The following is a 14304-nucleotide window of genomic DNA, read 5'->3' on the forward strand; positions in this document are numbered from 1 at the left end:
TTCACCGCGCGGTCGAGGTGATCACCGCGGCCGCGACAGCTGCGGCGTTGGTGGCCGCGAGTTGCTGGTAGACAAGGAAACTCACCGGGAACCCGGGCAGCCGATTGGGGTCGTCGGGTCCGTCGGAGACGCCGCGAAGGCCGAGGAACGGGATGTGGCTGCGTGCCGCCATCTGCGCCACCGCAGCCGTCTCCATGTCGGAGGTGAGATAGCCCGTGCCCGGGTCGACGTCGTCGAGCAGGGTCGCCAGCACCCGGGCATCGGTGGCGGCGAGCCGGTCGAGGTCGGCGCGGTCGGTGGTGCGGTCGGCCAGCGCGCAGGGTCGGCACCCGGTGATCGCGCCCCCGCCCGGGACGCACGGAAACGAGTAGCCGCGGTAGGGATCGCTCGACAGTCCTCGGCCGCCCACCACGATCCGCGGCTGTCGGTGCAGATCGATGGGCGCGGTCCAGGGCAGGTCACATGCGCACGGGGAGAGGGGATTCGCGGTGTCGGTGGCGTGCATCAGCGCGGGGTGCACAGTGCGCGCGGCCGCGAGCAGAGCGGGATCGGCCGGTAGCGGTCTCCCGGCGCGGCCGAGGAACCACGTCGACGGCACGGTGACGTCGCCGATGCCGGCCGGAGGCATACCGCCTGCGGTGCCGGAGAACAGGATTCGTTGCACCCGAACACCGTGCGCGGCGCAGGTGAGTACCTTGCCGGTGGTGTCGGCGGTGTTCGTCGCATTCGTGATGCCGACGCCGGTCATCGCCGCGATCACCGGCGCACCGCCGATGTCGGTGCGGTAGAAGCTGACATTGTTGTGCGTCCAGGTCTCCCGCACGCCCGAGGAGCGTGCCAGCACCGCCGACAACTCGGCCGGATACGCCGACAGCACCACCGTCACCGGCTGACACGACGCCGGTGCGGCCGCGGCCGGACCGGTGCTCGCGACCAGGGCGGGAACCAGGGAACACAGCAGGGCGGCACACAGTGCGGCGAGACGAAACACAGGTCGCATCGCTTCATGCTCGCAGCGACCACCCGGCGGTGCGCTGCGAGGCGACGGAGATCACTCAGCGATGTCGAATGCGGCGAGCACCTTGGTGGGGCGCAATCGCACGACCAGCTCACCCGGTACGCCGTTGCGTCTGCCGTACTGTTCGGCGAGGTCGGGACCCATGTACCGCGCGGCGATGACGGTGGCGGTGCGCAGCAATTCCGCGGGGTCCTCCGACACCGTCACCGTCCCCTGGACCTGGACGTAGGAAAACGGCGGGCGCTCGTCGTCGACGAGCAGAGTGGCCCGCGGATCACGGTGCAGGGCACGGCCTTTGGCGGTGCCGGCACCGGTGTTGAACACCAGCTCGGAGCCCTCGACGACGAACCAGACGGGTGCGACCAGCGGGCGTCCGTCGGCGGCCACAAAGGCGAGCTTGCCGGTGCGGGTGCCCGACTGGAGAAACTCCACCACCTCGGGCGTCAGCTCGGGGCCGGCCACGTTCAGGCCTTCTTCGGTCCGCGTGCGTAGAGCGCCAGCGCGATGAGCACGGGCTGGAAGAACAGGCGGACGAGTCGTTTGCGGTCGGTGTCGAGCGTGAACGCGTCGATGTGGTTGACGTACTGGTGGATGTTGCCCGGGAACACCGCCACGAAGAACAGGGCGAGCAGCGCACCGATGATCCGGCGATATCGGGGCAGTGCGACGAAGGCGGTGCCCAGGCCGATCTCGACCACCCCGGATGCCAGCACGGTGACATCGGGGTCGAGCGGGATGGCGTCGGGAACCTGCGCCTGGAATTCCTTGCGCTGGAACGTCATATGCCCTATTCCGGCGAGGGCGAGGAATGATCCGAGCGAGATGCGGGCGATGTTGGGGCCCAGGGTTGTTGCGCGGGATGCCATGGCGTCAGCCTACGCCCGTGGTGAGCTGACGGTGGGCGGCCACGAACAGCTCGACGCAGACGTCGCGGATCATGTCCACCTGTGCTGCGGGTTCGCGCGACTCCGGGTCGGCGTCGGTGCGGACATACCAGTCGACGAGGAGCTGGGTGAGCGCGCCGATGACGCCGACCGCGGTGAGCTGCGCCTGCGCCGGGACGTCGCGCTCCCCGCCGACCAGCGCCAGGGCCAATCCCGCCCAGTCGTGGATTGCCCCCATCCGCAGGCGTTCGAGTGCGGGGTCTACGCCCACCACCTCCACCAGGATGATCCGCGCCATCCGACGATCCCCGGTGAGGCAGCGCAGGAAGGCGTCGAGGGTGTGGTGGGCCGCGGCCCGCAAGCGTGACGGGTTGATGCGGTGATCGACGCCGAGATACGGGGCGGCGGCGTCGACGGTGGCCCCACGGGTCACCGCGACGCAGTGCTCGTACACCGCTGCCAGCAGGGCGGGCCGGTCGGTGAACGATTCGTAGAAGTAGCGCTGCGTCAGCCCGGCGTGTTCACATACCCGTTTCACCGAGACCGCGGCGTAGCCTTCGCTGCCGAACAAGTCGAGTCCGGCGTCGACCAGGGCGGCACGTCGACGGGTGCGGCGTTGCTCGGCGTCGGTGCCGGCATAGCGCCTGCCCGCTCCAGCGAGCGTGGATGAGTCGTTGTCGAGCAACGGGGCCTTCTTCTGTGCGGCTGTAGACGGAACCTATCTGACACGCTATCGTGTCACACATCGATCTGACACGTAGGGGTGTCAGATCCTCTGCCTGGTGAGGAGGCATTGCGAGATGCTCGACCTGCTGCCCGAGGCCATGCGTGAACCCACGGTGATCGCGATCCCGTTCTTTGTCACCATGCTGGTGATCGAATGGTGCGCCGCGGCCAAACTCGAGCACGACGAGGGTGAGCAGCGCAGCCCGGCGGGCGCCTATGAACGCCGCGACGCCAGGGCGAGCCTGAGCATGGGCGTGGTGTCCATCGCGACCAGCGCCGCCTGGAAGTTCCTCGGCCTGCTGGCCTACACCGCGATCTTCGCCTATCTCGCCCCGTGGCATCTGCCCGCCACTGCCTGGTACAGCTGGGTCATCGCCTTCCTCGGTGTCGATTTCCTCTTCTACTGGTCGCATCGCGTCTCCCACCGGGTGCGGCTCGTGTGGGCGACGCATCAGGCGCACCACTCCAGCGAGTACTTCAACTTCGCCACCGCACTGCGGCAGAAGTGGAACATCACCGCGGCGCTGGTGATGTGGCTGCCCCTCCCCCTGCTCGGGGTACCACCGGCACTGGTGTTCGCGACATACTCGCTGAACCTCATCTACCAGTTCTGGATTCACACCGAGCACATCGACAAGCTGTGGCGGCCTTTCGAATTCGTCTTCAACACGCCGTCGCATCACCGGGTGCATCACGGCAGCGATCCGGAATACCTCGACAAGAACTACGGCGGCACCTTCATCGTGTGGGACCGGCTGTTCGGCTCGTTCACCCCCGAAACCCACCGTCCCACCTATGGTTTGACGAAACCGGTGGGCACATACAACATCTGGCGGCTGCAGACCCACGAGTACGCCGCGATCGCCCGCGACGTACGCACGGCCGGCTCGTGGCGGGCGCGACTGGGGTATGTGTTCGGGCCGCCCGGGTGGACGCCCGCCGCCGCGGCCGTGCCGCAGCACTCAGCGCTCGTTGAGCCGCGCGAGCAGTTCGGTCAGCAGTTGCTCGGCGCGTTCGGCCGGGATGACGTCGAGCAACGCCATGACGGGCGCGAGTTCAGCGGGTAGCGCCGCTGGCACTCCGTTGCTCCCGGCAAGCCCCAGGGACTCCAGAATCCTCTCGGCGGCAACCGAATCGAGCGGTCCGGTGGCACCGAGTTCGGGGATCGCGTCGAGCAGGCCACTGAGATCCACCGGTTCGCGGCCGCGTACCTCGTCGGCCGCGGAAGTCAGCGACGCGGTGAGCGCGGGCAGGTGATCGGCGGTCACCGGCGTCACCGTGAGATGGGTGGTACGCGGAAGGTGTACTCCCCCGGGCTGATCCAGTCCCGGTTGTGGCTGCAGTGTCCATCCCTGCGCATGCACCGCATCGGCCCAATGGTGCGGATCGACGCGCGCGGCGGCATCGACCGAGGTGTCGGCCGCGACGGCCAGGAGCGGCCCCACCGGATCGCCCACCACGGTGAGACCCTCGATCGCGTCGAGACATTCGCGGAGCGCGGACGTGGCCGCGTGGGCGCGGTCGGTCAGTCGCTGGAATCCCGCGCGGCCGAGGTAGGCCACCACCGCCCACGCCGCCGCCAGTGACATCGCCGACCGACTACCGAGCAACGTCGGGTTCACCACCGGGTATCCGGGCCAGCGGGTGGTGGCGAACGAGGCGGCCCGCTTGGCGTCGCGGTCGGCGAACAGCAGTACCGACGCGCCCTTGGGGGCATAGCCGTACTTGTGCGCATCCAACGAGATGCTGGTGACCCCTGCCACCCGAAAATCCCACGGCGGCAGCAACTCCGGGGGGAGTCCGGCATGTGGAGCGCCCCAGAACGGGAGCACCCAGCCGCCGATGCAGGCGTCGACGTGAACAGGCACACCCGCGGCGGCCGCCCGGGGAGCGATCTCGCCGATCGGATCGAGGACGGCAAACGGGTAGCAGGGCGCCGACAACACCACCAGCGCGACCTCGGGGCGCAGTCGTGAATACATCGCTTGCGCGTTCACCACGCCGTCGGTGTCCACCGGGACCAGGTCGAGGTCGAGATCGAACAGGTGGGCCGCCTTGTGGAACGCGGCGTGCACGGTCACCGGGGCCACCAGCACGGGCCGCTCGGTGACTCCCTGCTGCGAAGCGTCCGCGGCCTGCCGCGCCCGCCACCGGTCTCGCGCGGATTTCACTGCGAGCAGACAACTTTCGGTGCCGCCACTGGTCACCAACCCGACGGGGGGATGGGCTGGATCGCCGTGCACGAGGTCGGATGCGAAGTCGATCACCTCGCGTTCCATCCGTGCCACCGACGGAAACGTGGTGGGATCGAGGCCGTTGAGCGATTGCACCGACGTGGCCGCGCGGGCGGCGAGCTCGTCGAGTTCGGCGAGACCCGAGTCGTAGACGTAGGAGAGCACCCGGCCCCCGTGCGTGGGTGCGTCGTCGATGCGCAGCGCGCTCAGCGCGGCGAGTACCGCCTCGATGTCGGCGTCACGCATGGGTGTCACCGGTGTGTGCGGCCGTACCCGGGAGGGCATCGAAGTCGTCGTCGATATCCTTCTGCCGCAACGGATATCGAAGCATGAATGCGAGCGCGGCGAGGGTGAGCAGCGCCGGCACCACGCTGAAGGCGAGCACGATGGCGTGCAGTGCGGAATCGGGTTGGGTGACGTCGGAGCCTTCGGTGGACGACACGTATCCGCCGAAGGCGAGGATCACGGTGAGGCCGACGGCTCCCAGTGCCATACCGCCGGTTTCCGCGGCGGTCCAGATGCCGCCGATCACCCCGGCCGAACTGGCGTGGTGGGTGCGCTCGTCGTGCGAGATCACGTCGGGCACCATGGCCAGAGCCAGCGTCTGGATGCCGGCGTACGCGACGCCGGCGAGTCCGATCAGCGGATAGATCCACCACCCGGTGGACCACCACAACGCGAGCAGGCCGAGGGCAGCAGCGGCGAAGAGCGCGAGCGCAGCGGCGAAACCGGCCTCTTTGCCGACCCGGCGGGCCACCAGGCCCCACACCGGGGCGAAGACGAGGGCGGGGCCGATGAGGGCCACGAACAGCGCCGAGATGGCCGACTGCGAATCGAGTACCCACGTGGCCACGTACTGGGCGGCGGCCAGCATCATGCCGGTGGCCAGCGCCTGGAGGGCGCCGGCGGTCAACAGCAATCGCAACGCCGAGCTGCGGCGGAGCACCGCACCGGCGTCGCGGTAGCCCGCGGTGAGCGCGTGCCGGTGCGAGGTGGCGGTACCCGCCGGTGGCCGGGCCAGCGTCGCGGTCTGTGATGCCACATACATCGCGACCCCCATGGCGAGGCCGGTGACCACACCCATGACCAGGTAGCCGGTGGTCTCCGAACCGCCGATGTCACGCAGGGCGGGACCGCCCGCACCGAACAGAAGGATCGCCAGGGCAAGGACGGCCACCCGGACGGTGAGAAGTCGGGTGCGTTCGTGATAGCGGGAGGTCAGCTCGGCGGGCAGCGCGACGTAGGGAACCTGGAAGAGACTGAAGACGGTGGCCGACAACAAGAATGCGATGGCGACCCAGGTGGCCTTGAACCCGAGCGGCCAGCCCGGAGGGGCCGCGAAGGTCAGTGCGAAGAAGATCGGCAGCGATAGTGCCCCGACCGTCATCAGCGGCCTGCGCGAGCCCCGTTGCGCCGCGGAGTGGTCGCTGAGCGCGCCGATCGCGGGGGCGATGAGCACATCCCAGATCTTGGCGACACCCAGAATGATTCCCGCGGCCACCGCGGCGATCCCGAGGGCGTCGGTGAGGTAGTAGACCAGCACCAGGCCCGGCAGGGTGGTGTAGCCGCCGGTGCCCAGCGAACCGGTGCCGTAGCGCGCGACGGTGCTTGCGCTCAACACGCCCGAAGACCGGGCCCCATGACTGTTGTCGCCGGTCACCGATGATTCCCCCATCCGTGTGCGGTTACCGCTGGCTCAACTCGTCATGGTGACACGCGCGATCTGCGCCTGGTATCCACCGTTCGGCGCTGCCGGCAGCGAGGTGATCCACACCATGAGATAGGGGCTCGACTGCGGATCGGCGATGGTCAGCGTCGTCGACGTCTGGTCCACACTGCCCTGTGCCACCGGCGTGGTCTGCCCGAGGGTGGTGGGTGTCGCGGTGGGCGAGGTTCGCAACTCGACGGTGAAACCGGGTGTGGGGGAGTTGATGGTGACGGTCTTCACCGACTTGTCGCCACCCAGGTCGAACATGAGACCCAACCCGCTCTTGAGACCCGCGAAGTTGGGGGAGGAGCGGTACACATCGGTCCGCCAGGCCGGCTGTGCCCCACTGATCACGTTCGCCACGTTCGCCGCACCGTCGGCGGGCTGGGACGAGACGTCGACCACGGACACCGACTGCAGCGCGATCGGCGCACCCGCACCGGGCGCCGCGGGTGGGGCGGGCGCGGCGGGTGCGGACGTGGTGGTGGTCAGGATCGAGTCGATGTTGGTGTCCTTGCCACCCCCACCGAGCGCCCCGGAAATCCACACCACCAGCGCGATCACGACGAACAGCGCCAGCAACCCGGCACCCGCCAACAGCGCCATGTTGCGTCGGCCCTGCTCCGGTGATTCCGGCGTCGCCGGTGTGCCCATGCGTACCGGCGGGGCATCGGAGTCGATGGCGGGAAGCATGTCGGTCTTCAGATCGAGCACCGTGGCCTGGTCGAGCACATGCTGCACGGTGGCCGCGGTGCGGATGCCGCGCGAACCGTCGAGCGCCCGGGCGGCGACCGCGGAGATCTCGAACGGGATGCCGGCACGCACCTCTCGCGGTTCGATCGGCTCGCCGTCGGGTCCGGGGGACGCGATGGGCAGTCCGCCGACCGGAGTGGTGGTCTCGGCGGTGGTGATCAGGCGGGATCCGGTGGCGCCGTCGAGCGGCCACCGGGCGAGCAGCAGCGCGTAGAGCACGGCGCCGAGCCCGCGGACGTCCGACGACTTGTCGTCGCCGGCGAGCGTGCCGGGAAACGCGAGCACGGCGTTGCCGTCGTTGCTGACGCGGATGCGGTCGGGATGATCGATCGAGAGTGCGCCGCCGGATCGATGGGCGGCCTCGGCGGCGGCGGCCAGCGCACGCACCGCACGGGCGGCACCGATGGGCGACGGTTCGGATCGGGCGACGTCGGCGAGCGAGGATCCCTGCACCCACTCGGCCACCACGATGCCGCCGGACGAGCCGCGTACCACGTCGAGCACGCGGGCCACGCCCGACGAGGTGATCTGGCCCAGGCGCAACGTGCGGGTGAGCACGGCCTGGGGACCCTCGTCGGACAGTTTGGTGTGCTTGTGCTCGTCGCGGGTGGCGGGCGGAGCGAGTTGCTCGGCGTCGACGAACGTCAGGCCCACCTCACGGTCGAGGTTGATGTCCAGTGCCCGCCAGAACTGCAGTCCGCGGGTGCCGCCATGGTGGTCGAGCAGCCGGTAACGTCCGCCGGCCACGGCCGCACCGGGTACCAGCCGCGGACCCCGCAGGCGGGACGGGATGATCGGTTCGGCGCGATCGGGATCGGGAGCGGTCGGCGAGGGGCCCGCCGAAACCTGCTCGGAGTCAACCGGATCGGGTTCGGTGGGGGAGCCGACCGACGGCGCGGGTGTGTCCGGTTCCTCCGAGAGCGCAGCGAGCGGACCCGAATCACTCTCACTCACGCGACGGGCTCCCTTCCTCCGATAGCGAATGTCTCGCGGCTGCCCGGCCGGCGACCGTTCGGCAACGCCGTGACCGGCGGCCCCGCCGCTGTGCACTGCGTAGGACTGCCAGGTCGCGGTGCCTCGGTCGAAGCGCCGGATCACCTGTACCTGACCAGAGTACGGGAGGGGTTCGTCGCCGGTGACGCGTGGAAACTGAACCGTGATCGTGGGTGCCGATTCTGTGACATCGCTGTTCTCGGGCGGTGCCAGTGCGGGTACGAACCGACCGAGCATGCGGCGCACCGAATTCGAGATCGAGATCACATCGGGGAGGCCGGCGGCCGCCAGGCCCGCGTAGATACATCCCAAAACCACCACGGCGGTCAGCAGCAGATAGGTCAGCGAACCCAGCTTGCCGTAGCCGGTGCCGAGGAAATGCAGCCCGGACAGTTCGGCGATCGCCCACACCCCACCCGCGACGCCGATGGACACCACCAGCGAAACCACGGTGGTGCGGGTGACATCGGTTTGGTGGGCGTTGCCCAGGCGCGCGCGCAACAGATAGTGGCCGACGATCGCGCCGACGAGATAGCCCAACCCGTTGGACAGCGCGAGCCACCGCACCACCAGGTCGGGGTCGGAGAACAGCACCGGCCCCAGATACGACGCGCCGACCTTGACCGCGGTGATGCCGAGCACCATCGCGGTGGGGGTCCATGCGTCCTCGCGGGCGTAGAACACCCGCAACTGCACCAGCGTCATCGAGTAGGGGATGAGCGTGAACGCACCCCACGCCAGCACCGAACCGAGCTGCGAGGCCACCGCGGCGTCGAACTTGCCGAAGTTGAACACCGCGATGCCGATGGCCGGGCCGAAGAACGTCATGTAGGCCACCGTCGGCACCAGCGCGATCATGGTGAGCCGGGTGGCCAGTGACAGGTCGTCGACCACCGCACCGGTGTTGTCGGCCGCGGCGTTGCGCGACAGGCGCGGCATGATCGCGGTGAGGATGGTGACGCCCAGGACGCCGTAGGGAAGCTGGAGCAGCTGCCAGTGCGTGGCGTACACGCTGATGCCCGACGCGTCGGCGTGCGCGGCGATGCGGTAGGTGACCACCAGGCCGATCTGCAGGATCGCCACGTACATCACGATCGCCGCGGCCATGTTGCCGAACCTGCGTAGGCGGGCGTCGATACCCCACTGCCAGCGCAGTGCCACCCCGGCGCGCCGCAGGTAGGGCACCAGGATGGCCACCTGGATCACCACGCCGAGGGTGGTGCCGATGCCGAGCACCAGCAGCTTGGGATCGCTCATCCGAACCGGGTTGAGGGTGATCTCCCCGGGCATCGCGGCGTAGAGCACCAGCGTGGCGATCTGCACGATGTTGTTCAGCACCGGCGCCCAGGCACCCGGCTTGAAGAACCCCTTCATGTTGAGGATCGCGATGAACAGCGCGGACAGGCCGTAGAACAGGATCTCGGGAAGCAGCAGGTAGGCCAGCGCCGTGGTGAGCGGGCGGTCGACGTCGCCGTCGCCGACGTTGAGGAAGGTCAGTATCGGTGCGGCGATGAGTGCGATCACCGTCGCGGTGCCCAGCGTCACCACGCTGAGGGTGAAGATGCGGTTGATGAAGCCGCGCCCACCGTCGGGGTCCTCGGCCTCGGCGCGCACCAGCACCGGGATGACGATGGCGGTGAGGACCGCACCGAGCACCACCTCGGCGATCATGTTCGGCAGCACGTAGGCCGCCTGGAATGCCGAGGCGATCGCCGGTCCCAGCATCGCCAGCACGAGCACGGTGCGGATGAAGCCGGTGATGCGGCTGGTCAGCGTGGCGAGCGCGATCGACCCGGAGGTGCGCAGAATGCTGGCGTCGGAGTCGCGGGACAGCCCCGTGGACGACTCGTCGGACACCCCGATGTTCTCGGCGGTGGTTTCCAGCACGCTCGGAACGGCACGGGCGCCGTCGGCTGCGGGCCGCCGATCACGGGTCGGCGACCGGGTGGGCGCGCCGGGTGGCACCCGACGGCCCGACGGTTCACGGGCCGGCACGCCGCGGGTCGACGGTTCACGGGGCGGTACGCGACGCGGCGCGGCCCGGCGCGGCGGTTCGTCGCGTGGTCCTCGATCGCTCATGCCCCGGTCCTGTCGGTTCCTGTGGTGTTGTCGGTTGCTGGGGTGTTGTCGGTTGCCGGTGTGTCGGCGCCGGTGGGATCGGACGCCCCCGCGGGTGGCCGCTGCCGCGGCGGATGATCCTCGAAGGGACCTTCTTGTTGGAGGGTACGGCGCCGCTGCTGGTAGGTGCTCGACGCCAGCAGCCGCTCCACCTCGTCGGGTTCGGGCCGGTCCGCGTCGGCCGGGTCGGGCTCACCGCGGAAACGGTGCCAGAGGCGTCGGGCGGTGAGCAGCACGAGGATCACCCCGGCCACGAGCGTGATGATGAACAGCGGTTTGCCGTAGGCATTGGAGTACACCGACAGCGTGATCGGCGACCCGAGGTCGATGCCGGTCGCGGTGGCCAGCGTGATGTGCACCGACGTCGACTCCGACGACTGTGCGTGCGTGGGCAACTGGATCTGCCGGGTCCCGCGGGCGGGGATCTCCACCACCCCGACATCGCCGATCGACAGGTCCGACGGGGCGGTGCTGGAGATACGTACCCGCACCGGCAGGGAGAGGTCGTTGCGCACCACCAGCAGCAGGGGACTGCGTTCGGACGCCAGCGTGTAACGCCCGCCGGGATCGAGAATCGACACCTCCGACCGCATCCGTTCCAGCGTGGACTCCACCGCCGACACCCGTTGTTGGCGTTGCGCAGCGACGGCCGCCCGCGTCGCGTCGTCGTTCTGGTCGGGCAGGCGGATCGCGCGCAGCAGATCCTCACGGAGCGGTGCCAGGTACCGCTCGGGTGTGGCGTCGGTGTCGGCGGAATCGACGAGCGACCCCTGCAGCCGCCAGCTCAGTTCGGCCGCCCCGCGGATGCGGTCGGCCAGCGGGGTCGGCAGATTCGGGCCGAGATCGGTGACCGGTCCCACCCCGGGCGGGTCGATCAGCCGAGCCGGGGCCCCGGGTGTGGTGAGTGCGGCGGTGACCGCCGACACCGGCGTGGCGACCGCCGCCTTGGACCCGAGTAACACCGTGGCCGTATCGAAGACGGCGGCGGCGTCGTCGGCGGTCGGTGACCAGTAGGTCGGCGGCATGATCACCTGCGCGCGTCCCGTGGTACCGCCCGATTCGGCGCCGGCTGCCGAGTCGGGGCTGGTGCCGATCGACGCGTACGCCAAAGCGCCGAGCGCGGCCTGGCGCCTGCTCACCGGCGACTCGGCCGCGAGATCGACCTGTTGGTCGGGTGGGGTCAGACCGGGAACCACGGGCCGGGTGCCGAGGGCACCGAATGCCTCGGTCACCGGCTCGTCGAAGGTCTGCGCCGACAATGCACCCACCCGGTAGGCACCCGATGCCGCCGGGGACCCGACGGGCGCCACCGTCGTGGCCGCGGCCAGCACGGACGTGTGGCCCGACGACTGCAGCACCGCCGCACCGGAGCGGTCAAGCGCGCCGAGCGGCGGGATGGTGAGCCCCCGCTGGCTGCGGATGCCGAGGATCGCGTCCACCACGTCGGCGGGCGAATCGAGGGCCGCGGCGGTGAGGCCGGCACTGTCCACCTGGTGCAGCGAGGTGAGATCTGCCTGACCGAACGGCAGCGCCACCACGCACATCCGCTGGGCCACCGCCTGCAGCTCCGTGAGCCATGTTGCTGCGGCGTCCTGCCCGGTACCCGGAACGGTGCGGGCGGTGGGATCGGCCGGATCGGTGGTCACCACGTAGCCGAGCGACATCGCCCGGACGGTCACCAGCAGGTCCGGGTCGACGGCCAGGCAGATGCTGCGCTGCAGGTCCGACGGCGGGGCGGGCGCGGCGGCATCCGGCGTCGGGGACGTGTCGGGGGAGGGGGTCGACGAGCCGTCGTCGGGTCCGGGGGTTTCGCTCGTGGCGGTTGATCCCGCGTCCTGGTCGCCGAACCCGCGCACGGTGTCGAGCAGGTTGTGCAGCCGCCCGGACTGCAGCGACCGCGCCATGTCCTCGCTGATCAGCCGTACCGGCTCGGTCTGGGCGCCCAGTCCGCCCGGCGCCAGCTGGGGGGGAGCGGCCAGTGGCCACAGCATCGTCAGGCGTGAGGGCGACGAGATGTCGGCCGAGATCGATCCGTCCGCGCCCAACCCCGTGACCGGCGATCCGTCGCCGGCGCCCGGCAACGACGGAGCGCCGTCGGAGGTGGCGGCGTACTCGGCGGCGCGGTCCGCGTTCGGCGGCAGCGACAGTACGGGGAGCAGCGTGCGGGACCCGGCCACCTGGGCCATCGAGCCGTAGTCGGGTACCGCGTTGATGTTGACCTGCAGCGGGTACACGCCGGTGCGTGCGAGCTGCAGTCCGCCGTCACCCGACAACGGCATCCGGATCGAGAAGGACACCTGCGCGCCCGGCTTCAGTTCGTCGACGACGGAACGGAACGGACTGGCCACCGCGATCGGCGGATGCGCGATCGCCAGACTGGTGCGCAGACCCGCGGCGCTGGTCACCGCGTTGCCGCGCTCGAGGCGCAGCGTCAGGTCGCGCAGCGTGCGCGAACTGGTGTTGCGGATGTGGCCGTCGATGGTCAGATCCGGACCCGACGTGGTGGTCACCATCGTCGGGGTGAGTGTGTCGACGGATACGACGGCGAAACGCTCGCCGCTGCCGGCCGACACCGTGTCGCCGGGGGCCGCGGCCGCGGGGGCTGCGAGAAATGCAATCAGTGCCAGCGTCCCGAGCAGTGCGAGGAGGGGATGCAGCGGCAGCGCGAGATGGGGTCGCAGCGCGTCACGCATCCCCGGACGCCGGACGTCGCGGTCGCCTGCGGCGCCGTCGCGAGCGCCCCGCCGGAGGAACGTCGGCGCGACGCGTGACCTCCGTGCGGTGCTGATACTCGGTGCGACGCTGATTGCGTGCGGCTGCGGCTCTCTCATAGGCGTTGGGTTCGGTGCGGCTGCTCTCGGCCTCGGATTGGGCCAACCGCTGGGGGTCGGCGGCGAGATCGACGATGACGCCGCGCGCCATCCTGGCGAGTCGCCGCTCGTCAGAGTACGTCAGCCGCCGCGGCAGCTCGTGCAACGGCACCCACGCCACCTCGCTGACCTCGTAGTCCTCGGCGGACAGTTCGCCCCCGGTGCTGCGCAGCAGGTAGTGATGCACCGTTTTGTGAATGCGCCGGCCCTCGCTGACGAACCAGTAGTCGATCTTGCCGAGCGGCGCCACCACCGTGCCCTGGATGCCGGTTTCCTCCGCGACCTCACGGATCGCGGTCTGCTCGGCGGTCTCGCCGGTCTCGATGTGGCCCTTGGGCAGCGACCACATCAGCCGACCACGCCGGTCGGTGCGCCCGATCAGCGCCGCCGACAACTCGTCGACGGGCAGGTCGAGGTCGGAGATCACCAGTCCGCCCGCCGAGGTCTCCCGCACCGTTTGCAGTCGGTCGCCGTTGTGCTCACCGCGCCCCGGGCGTCGCCTGCTGCGATTCTGGGTGGGCTTCGCCCCGCCGCCGGTGCTCGCGTGGGAGAGCCCCGTCTTGGTGATCTTGGCCGAGACCACCGCCAGATCCGACGGTTTGGGCGGGGTCACCTTGGCGTGGGCGCCCTCGATGGACGTCTCCCCGTCGCAGTCGGCGGGATCATCCACGCAATCGGCCATGCCCGCCTCGGTGCGTTTACCGCGCGCGCTGGCCCTGGCCAGATCTGCGGGTGAGGGCGGGTGGCGGCTCTTGTCCCCGCCGGCGGAAGACCCGGGCGCGTCGGGGTTCTGGTGACGGTCGGTGCGGGTGTCGGCGTTGTTGCCCGCCCGTTTGCGTTTGTCCTGGCCACGCCTGCGTCGCCGCCCGCGCCGTCGGGGACGCGGCGTGCTCGGCCCTGCATCGGAGCCACCCGTCGAGACGTCACCGGAGACGTCCGAGGGGTTGGTCGATGAGTCGGCGGGCACAATCTCGATGCTAGCTGCTGGTCACCTTGCGTT

Annotated in this window: 10 protein-coding genes; 1 reads left to right on the forward strand and 9 read right to left on the reverse strand. The window is 69.9% G+C overall.

Annotated features, from left to right (window positions below; genetic code table 11):
- Position 1: 1 nt before the first annotated feature.
- The 4 genes from ACWDSI_RS15300 to ACWDSI_RS15315 are packed head-to-tail and all read right to left on the reverse strand — an operon-like array spanning position 2 to position 2587.
- Positions 2-1000 carry a 5'-methylthioadenosine/S-adenosylhomocysteine nucleosidase family protein gene (locus ACWDSI_RS15300; RefSeq protein WP_449757052.1) on the reverse strand — a complete coding sequence of 333 codons (999 nt, stop codon included), beginning with the start codon at positions 998-1000 and terminating at the stop codon, positions 2-4.
- 51 nt (positions 1001-1051) lie between these two features.
- Positions 1052-1480: a PPOX class F420-dependent oxidoreductase gene (locus tag ACWDSI_RS15305; protein ID WP_449757053.1), complete on the reverse strand. Its 429-nt coding sequence runs from the start codon at positions 1478-1480 to the stop codon at positions 1052-1054.
- 2 nt (positions 1481-1482) lie between these two features.
- The gene (locus tag ACWDSI_RS15310) at positions 1483-1884 is read right to left on the reverse strand and encodes a DoxX family protein (protein ID WP_449757054.1); all 402 of its coding nucleotides are present in this window, start codon (positions 1882-1884) and stop codon (positions 1483-1485) included.
- Between the two features lie 4 nt (positions 1885-1888).
- Positions 1889-2587 (reverse strand): TetR/AcrR family transcriptional regulator, encoded by a 699-nt coding sequence (locus tag ACWDSI_RS15315; protein WP_449757055.1) that lies wholly within the window; start codon positions 2585-2587, stop codon positions 1889-1891.
- Between the two features lie 115 nt (positions 2588-2702).
- Between ACWDSI_RS15315 and ACWDSI_RS15320 the strand changes: the two genes are divergently transcribed.
- On the forward strand, positions 2703-3695 hold the full coding sequence (locus ACWDSI_RS15320; protein ID WP_449748050.1) for a sterol desaturase family protein: 993 nt from the start codon (positions 2703-2705) through the stop codon (positions 3693-3695).
- On the opposite strand, the gene ACWDSI_RS15325 is transcribed toward ACWDSI_RS15320, so the two are convergent.
- The 5 genes from ACWDSI_RS15325 to ACWDSI_RS15345 all read right to left on the reverse strand — a co-directional run bounded on the left by ACWDSI_RS15325 (position 3591) and on the right by ACWDSI_RS15345 (position 14271).
- The gene (locus ACWDSI_RS15325) at positions 3591-5108 is read right to left on the reverse strand and encodes a pyridoxal phosphate-dependent decarboxylase family protein (protein ID WP_449757056.1); all 1518 of its coding nucleotides are present in this window, start codon (positions 5106-5108) and stop codon (positions 3591-3593) included. The genes ACWDSI_RS15320 and ACWDSI_RS15325 overlap by 105 nt on opposite strands.
- On the reverse strand, positions 5101-6483 hold the full coding sequence (locus tag ACWDSI_RS15330) for an MFS transporter (RefSeq protein WP_449747961.1): 1383 nt from the start codon (positions 6481-6483) through the stop codon (positions 5101-5103). Before ACWDSI_RS15330 ends, ACWDSI_RS15325 begins: the two co-directional genes overlap by 8 nt.
- A gap of 75 nt (positions 6484-6558) precedes the next feature.
- The gene (locus tag ACWDSI_RS15335; protein WP_449757057.1) at positions 6559-10395 is read right to left on the reverse strand and encodes a lipid II flippase MurJ; all 3837 of its coding nucleotides are present in this window, start codon (positions 10393-10395) and stop codon (positions 6559-6561) included.
- Positions 10392-13127 carry a DUF6049 family protein gene (locus tag ACWDSI_RS15340; protein ID WP_449757058.1) on the reverse strand — a complete coding sequence of 912 codons (2736 nt, stop codon included), beginning with the start codon at positions 13125-13127 and terminating at the stop codon, positions 10392-10394. Before ACWDSI_RS15340 ends, ACWDSI_RS15335 begins: the two co-directional genes overlap by 4 nt.
- The gene (locus ACWDSI_RS15345) at positions 13120-14271 is read right to left on the reverse strand and encodes an NUDIX hydrolase (RefSeq protein WP_449747958.1); all 1152 of its coding nucleotides are present in this window, start codon (positions 14269-14271) and stop codon (positions 13120-13122) included. Before ACWDSI_RS15345 ends, ACWDSI_RS15340 begins: the two co-directional genes overlap by 8 nt.
- Positions 14272-14304 lie beyond the last annotated feature (33 nt).

The organism is Gordonia sp. NPDC003429, assembly GCF_053588575.1.